The sequence below is a fragment of the Pseudomonas sp. SDO5532_S415 genome (genome assembly GCF_054071155.1).
The window spans coordinates 1-6,293 of the sequence record NZ_JBSVWS010000248.1 but is presented as its reverse complement, the minus strand read 5'-3'; the positions used below and the strand labels follow the sequence as shown (position 1 = coordinate 6,293).

5 protein-coding genes are annotated in these 6,293 nt (G+C 62.0%); 3 read left to right on the top strand and 2 right to left on the bottom strand.

The annotated features are described in order from the left end of the window. Positions 1-60 precede the first annotated feature (60 nt). Entirely contained in the window at positions 61-1,008 is a 948-nt protein-coding gene (gene bipL / locus ACW9HW_RS28300) for a phospholipase BipL (protein ID WP_207267650.1), read from the bottom strand. 96 nt (positions 1,009-1,104) lie between these two features. Between bipL and ACW9HW_RS28295 the strand changes: the two genes are divergently transcribed. Further along, positions 1,105-1,686: a DUF6436 domain-containing protein gene (locus ACW9HW_RS28295; RefSeq protein ID WP_457402618.1), complete on the top strand. Its 582-nt coding sequence runs from the start codon at positions 1,105-1,107 to the stop codon at positions 1,684-1,686. Between the two features lie 110 nt (positions 1,687-1,796). Continuing rightward, positions 1,797-4,199 carry a penicillin acylase family protein gene (locus tag ACW9HW_RS28290; RefSeq protein WP_457402616.1) on the top strand — a complete coding sequence of 801 codons (2,403 nt, stop codon included), beginning with the start codon at positions 1,797-1,799 and terminating at the stop codon, positions 4,197-4,199. A gap of 138 nt (positions 4,200-4,337) precedes the next feature. On the opposite strand, the gene ACW9HW_RS28285 is transcribed toward ACW9HW_RS28290, so the two are convergent. Further along, complete coding sequence (locus tag ACW9HW_RS28285) at positions 4,338-5,309, bottom strand: GlxA family transcriptional regulator (RefSeq protein WP_457402614.1); 972 nt, start codon at positions 5,307-5,309, stop codon at positions 4,338-4,340. A 278-nt stretch (positions 5,310-5,587) separates the two neighbouring features. Between ACW9HW_RS28285 and ACW9HW_RS28280 the strand changes: the two genes are divergently transcribed. Then, complete coding sequence (locus ACW9HW_RS28280; protein WP_095196306.1) at positions 5,588-6,229, top strand: HD domain-containing protein; 642 nt, start codon at positions 5,588-5,590, stop codon at positions 6,227-6,229. Positions 6,230-6,293: the final 64 nt, after the last annotated feature.

Here is a 6,293-nt window from a genome sequence, read left to right as displayed (position 1 = left end):
CACAGTTGACCGCATACTCCTGTGGGAGCGAGCCTGCTCGCGAAGGGGCCGGCAGAGTCGCTAGAGATTCCTGCCCTTGATCCGCTTGCTCAAAAACCCGAAATACTCCCCCCGCAACACCAATGCCTCATTCGCCAGGTGATGCCGCGCCTCGGGCAGCATCAAGACCTGAGGCCGGTCGAATTTCGCACGCAGCACCTCAAGGTTGTGCTGCCAATCCACGGTCATGTCCGCCTGCCCCTGCACAATTAATGGTCGCCGGGGGCTGGCAGGTGCGGCTTCGACGCGCTTGATCCAGCGCGCCAATGCTCCCACCCACGCTGTCGGCAATCGTAGCGGCTGCAATGGATCGGCTTGCAGGAACGGCAGAAAGTCCGGGTCGCTGGAGTTTTCGCTGAAGCGTCGGGCGATGGCTTTGACGAAGGGCTTGAGCAGGTAGTAGCTCAGTTGCGACCAGCCCCACGCCCGCGGCCGCACCAGCGGTGCCAACAGAATTACCTGGCCCTGGGCCGGACTGCTCGCTCCCGCATTGAGCACATGGTCGATCACGATTGCACCTCCGGTACTCTGCCCGCACAGGTGCCACGGCTGCGGCAGATCGAGGGACCGCGCTTCGGCAAACAGCCCTTGCAAGGTGTCCTGATACTCGGCGAAATCCTTGATGCTCGCGCGCTCGCCGCTGGACAGTCCATGCCCCGGCAAGTCACAGGCAATCACAGCAAAGCCCTGCTCCAGCGCCCACTCGATGACATGTCGGTAGAGCCCGGTGTGATCGTAGAAGCCGTGGAAGACAAACAACGTCGCCTTCACCCGTTCCGGCCACCAGACCTGGCTGACCACTTCATAACCGTCGACCTGAAAACGCCCCAGGCCACTGCGTACATTGCGCGAAGAAAAATCCAGCCCGTAAAACCGCTGATAGGCCTGTGCCTCCGCTGACAGCGGCTGCCCTTCGGCCAATGGCCGCAGACTGGCGCGCAGATGATCAGGGTTGAAGGTGACAGACATGGGCGATTCCAGAGCGTTAAACCGACTTAATGGACCTGCGATATTCATCTGTCGCGGCAAGCATGGCAAGCTAGCCGCCCTTCGAGGATTGAACCCATGCGATCACCCTTGCGCGCCACCCTGTTTGCCAGCCTGCTCGCCCTGATGTGCGCCGGCGTGCTGTGGGCGGCTTACGACTGGTTCCAGGGCCGCTACCTGCGAGCATTCAGTGAACATACGGCCGTGTTCTCCGGTGACCCGCTGCGCCTGCCCGATACGCATGCCGGTCCCGGCGCCATCCGTCTCGTCCACTTCTGGGACCCGGCCTGCCCTTGCAATGTCGGCAATCAGCAACACCTCAGTGAGCTGGTCGAGCAGTACGAACCGCTGGGTGTCGAGTTCTACTCGGTGCAAAAACCTGGTAGCCACGGTCAGTTGCCGAGCACCTTGAGCAACCTGAAAACCCTCAGCGTCCTGCCCGGTTCCGAGCAGATCCCTGCCAGCCCTGCCGTGGCGATCTGGGATCGCAGCGGCAAACTGGCGTACTTCGGTCCGTACAGCGAAGGCCTGACCTGCAATTCCAGCAACAGTTTTATCGAACCGATCCTGCAAGCGTTAAACGAAGGTCGCTCGGTGAGTGCCACGCACACACTGGCGGTGGGGTGTTACTGCCCGTGGCCTGTCGACCCTGCGAAGTAGTAAAGACGCTGCAATACGAATCCCTCCTACGGGCGATGGGCCAATTCGGTGAGCCGTGTTAAACAGTGGCACCAGGGAACTGAAGCCGCTCATTACAACAAGGAGTCACCATGAAACGTAGCCTGACCGCTCTCGGCTCGCTGATCGTCACCCTCGCCGCCGTTGGCGGCTGGTACGTCTACAGCAAGCAGCCGACACGCCAGGGCATGGTGGAACTGCAACATCTGCAAGGCTCGGTCACCGTGCGCTACGACGAGCGCGGCATCCCGCACATCCGCGCCGAAAACGAACCCGATCTGTACCGTGCCCTCGGCTACGTCCACGCCCAGGACCGGCTGTTCCAGATGGAAGTGCTGCGTCGCCTGGCCCGTGGCGAACTGGCCGAGGTGCTCGGCCCCAAACTGCTGGACACCGACAAGCTGATGCGCAGCCTGCGCATTCGCGAACGTGCCGAAACCTATCTGGCAAATCTGGACAAACAATCGCCCGCCTTCATCGCCATGCAAGCTTATCTGGATGGCATCAACCAGTATCAGGACAGCCACGCAAGACCCGTGGAGTTCGACGTGCTGGGCATTCAGAAGCGCCCGTTCACCGCCCAGGACACCATCAGCATCGCCGGCTACATGGCCTACAGTTTTGCCGCAGCGTTTCGTACCGAACCGTTGCTGACCTTCGTGCGTGATCAACTGGGTGTCGACTACCTGAACGTGTTCGATCTCGACTGGCAACCCAAAGGCGTGCTGACGGACCGCACGGCACCGGCGCTGGCCAGCGCCGACTGGAAGGACCTCAACGCCCTCGCCCGCCTGAGCGAACAGGCATTGGCCGACAACGGCCTGCCACAGTTCGAGGGCAGCAACGCCTGGGCCGTTTCCGGCAGCCGTACCAAAAGTGGCAAGCCACTGCTGGCGGGTGACCCGCACATTCGCTTCTCCGCGCCCTCGGTGTGGTACGAGGCGCAGCTCTCGGCACCGGGCTTCGAACTCTACGGTCACTATCAGGCCTTGATGCCGTTCGCCTCGCTGGGCATGAACCGTGACTTCGGCTGGAGCATCACCATGTTCCAGAACGATGACCTCGACCTGATTGCCGAGAAGGTCAACCCGGACAATCCGAATCAGGTCTGGTACCGGGGCAAGTGGGTGGACATGGTGAGCAGCGAGCAGCAGATCGCGGTCAAGGGCCAGGCTCCCGTCACCCTGGTGCTGCGTCAGTCGCCCCACGGCCCGATCGTCAACGATGCGCTGGGCAACAGCGTCGGCAAAACGCCGATTGCCATGTGGTGGGGTTTTCTCGAAAGCCAGAACCCGATACTTGAAGGCTTCTACCAGCTCAACCGCGCCGACACCCTGGCCAAGGCGCGCAGTGCTGCCGCGAAAGTCCAGGCGCCCGGCCTGAACATCGTCTGGGCCAACGCCAAGGGCGACATCGGCTGGTGGGCCGCGGCGCAATTGCCGAAGCGTCCTGCCGGTGTACGTCCGTGGTTCATACTGGACGGCAGCAGCGCCGAAGCGGACAAGGACGGCTTCTACCCCTTCAGCGCCAACCCCCAGGAAGAGAACCCGGCACGGGGTTATATCGTCTCGGCCAACTTCCAGCCTGTGTCGTCGGCGGGTATAGAGATTCCCGGCTATTACAACCTGGCCGACCGTGGCCAGCAGCTCGATCATCAGCTCGGCGACAAGAGCATCAAGTGGGATCTGGAATCCAGCCAGAAGCTGCAACTGGGCACCACCACCGCCTACGGCCCGCGCCTGTTGGCGCCGCTGCTGCCGGTGTTACGCAGCGTGGTGAGCGATCCTGCCGAGCTGAAACTGGTGGAACAACTGGCCCAGTGGAAAGGCGATTACCCCCTCGATTCCACCAGCGCCACGGTGTTCAACCAGTTGTTGTTCAACCTGGCTGACGCAGCGATGCGCGATGAATTGGGCAACGATTTCTTCGAGACACTGCTCTCGACCCGGGTGATTGATGCAGCGCTGCCGCGCCTGGCGGCAAATGCCGATTCACCGTGGTGGGACAACCGCAGTACCCTCGCCAGGGAAACCCGCGCCGATACGGTCAAGGTGGCATGGCAAGCCAGCATCGCCCACCTCAAGGCCACCCTCGGTGCGGACTTCGCACAATGGCAGTGGGGCAAGGCGCACACCCTGACCCACGGTCATCCACTGGGCCAGCAGAAGCCGCTGGATCGTCTCTTCAACGTCGGCCCGTTCGCCGCCCCCGGCACTCATGAAGTGCCGAACAACCTGTCGGCCAAGATCGGCCCCGCACCCTGGCCAGTGACTTACGGCCCGTCGACCCGGCGCCTGATCGACTTCGCCGACCCGGCCCACAGCCTGACCGTCAACCCGGTCGGCCAGAGCGGCGTGCTGTTCGACCGTCACTATGACGATCAGGCCGAAGCGTACATCGAAGGGGTTTACTACCAGGCGCATCTCAATGATGAAGAGGTGACGGCGAATACGCGCAATACGTTGAAGTTGTTGCCTGCTCGCTCAGGACAATAAATCTCTGCTGTCTGTGAGGGTCTCATCGCGGGCAAGCCCGCTCCCACAGTGATCGGTGTGAATACACAATTTTGTGATCAGGCCGAAACCTGTGGGAGCGGGCTTGCCCGCGATGAGGCCCGCAAAAACAACGCATATTCAGGGCCAAACCATCGCCGCAAAATTCAGCCGGAACTGCTGCGGCGTCACCCCCAGCCTGCGGTTGAACACGCTGCGCATATGCTGGGCATCACGGAAACCGCATTGGTACGCCACCGTCTTGAGCGGCACGCTGGTGCTTTCCAGCAGTACTCGCGCCGCATCCACCCTCGCCCGTTCGACGAACTCGGCCGGGGTGATTTTCGCTTCCTTGGCGAACACCCGGGAAAAGTTGCGCGCGCTCATGTTGGCGGCGTTGGCCAGGTCGGCGATGGTCAGGTCGCCGGTCAGGTTGGCCAACACGTAGTGCTGGACCATCGCCACGGCCGAAGTCGGCTCGGCGTGGGGCGTGAGAAACGGGCTGAACTGTGACTGGCCACCCGAGCGCTGGGTGAACACCACCAGCCGCTTGGCCACGCTCAGCGCCACGTCCGGTCCGTGATCGCGGCCCAACAGGTACAACGACAGGTCGATCCCTGCCGTGACCCCGGCCGAGGTGTAGAGCTCGGCATCCTGCACATACAAGCGATCAGCATCGACCTGTGTTGACGGGCATAACGCCGCCAACGCCGCCGCATCGCCCCAATGGGTAGTCACCGTCCGCCCCTCCAGCAACCCCGCACGGGCGAGCATGAATGCGCCATTGCAGATCGAGCCAAAACGTTGCGCCCGCCCACAGGCATCACGCAGCCAGACATAGAACGGACCGCCGAAATCCATGAACGGCAACTGCGGACCGCCGGCGACCAGCAGGAGGTCATAGGCCTGCAAGGCATCGCTGTAATGCCGATGGGCGTTCAGCGCCAGGCCGTTGGAGCACGCCATCACCCCGTGCTCCACGCCAATCACTTCCAGCCGATAGTGGTCCTCGGGCGCAAGGAAGCGATTGGCTTCGGAAAACACATCCATGGGACCGGTGACATCCAGCGACTGGACGCCGGCGAACACCACGATGGCGACGGTTTTGTGCATGGTTCGAAATGCCTCAACGGATCTGGATCAACACTTACCTGTGGGAGCGAGCCTGCTCGCGAAGAACGATGACGCGAACTGTGCAGAAAACCGTGTTGCTCCTTTCGCGAGCAGGCTCGCTCCCACACCGTAGCCAATATGCACGGTGGAAGCGAGGCTGGCGCGATATGCATGCTCATTGGCCGGGATCGCAGCCATGGATCGATTGTCCGGTCTGGGGTGCACGAACAGACTGGATACCTCAGCGCCGCCACGGCGTTCACCCCGAGGAAACTCCCATGAGCACCACCATCGCCGGTATCAAAATCCCCGACAGCGCATTGGCCAGGGCCACCACTGAATACATCCGCGACATCGAATCCGACCTGCTCTACCACCACTCGCGCCGAGTGTTTCTGTTCGGTGCGTTGAGCGGTTTACGCAAGCAACTGGCCTACAACCCGGAGCTGCTGTACGTCGGTGCGATGTTCCATGACCTGGGCCTGGTGGAAGGTCACCGCAGCGACAACGAGCGTTTCGAAGTCGATGGCGCCAACGCAGCGGCGGCGTTCCTCAAGCCTTACGGGTTGAGCGATGACGATATTGAGCAGGTCTGGCTGTCAATTGCCCTGCACACCACGCCGGGTGTACCGCAGCACTTGCGGCCGACCGTGGCGCTGGTGACCGCCGGTGTCGAGATGGATGTGCTGGGCATGGACTACGCGGCGTTTTCCACCGTGCAGCGCGAAGCGGTGGTGCATGCGCATCCACGGGGTGAAGGGTTCAAGGAGTGCATCATCTGCGCCTTCGCTGATGGCTTGCGTCATCGTCCGCAGACCACGTTCGGCAACGTGAAGACCGATGTATTGATGGATCAGGAGCCGGGGTTCAAGCCGATGAACTTTGTCGAGGTCATCCGCCAATCGCCCTGGATTGCCTGACGTCACAATAACCTGTGGGAGCGAGCCTGCTCGCGAAGAGGGAGTGTCAGTCGACATCAACGTT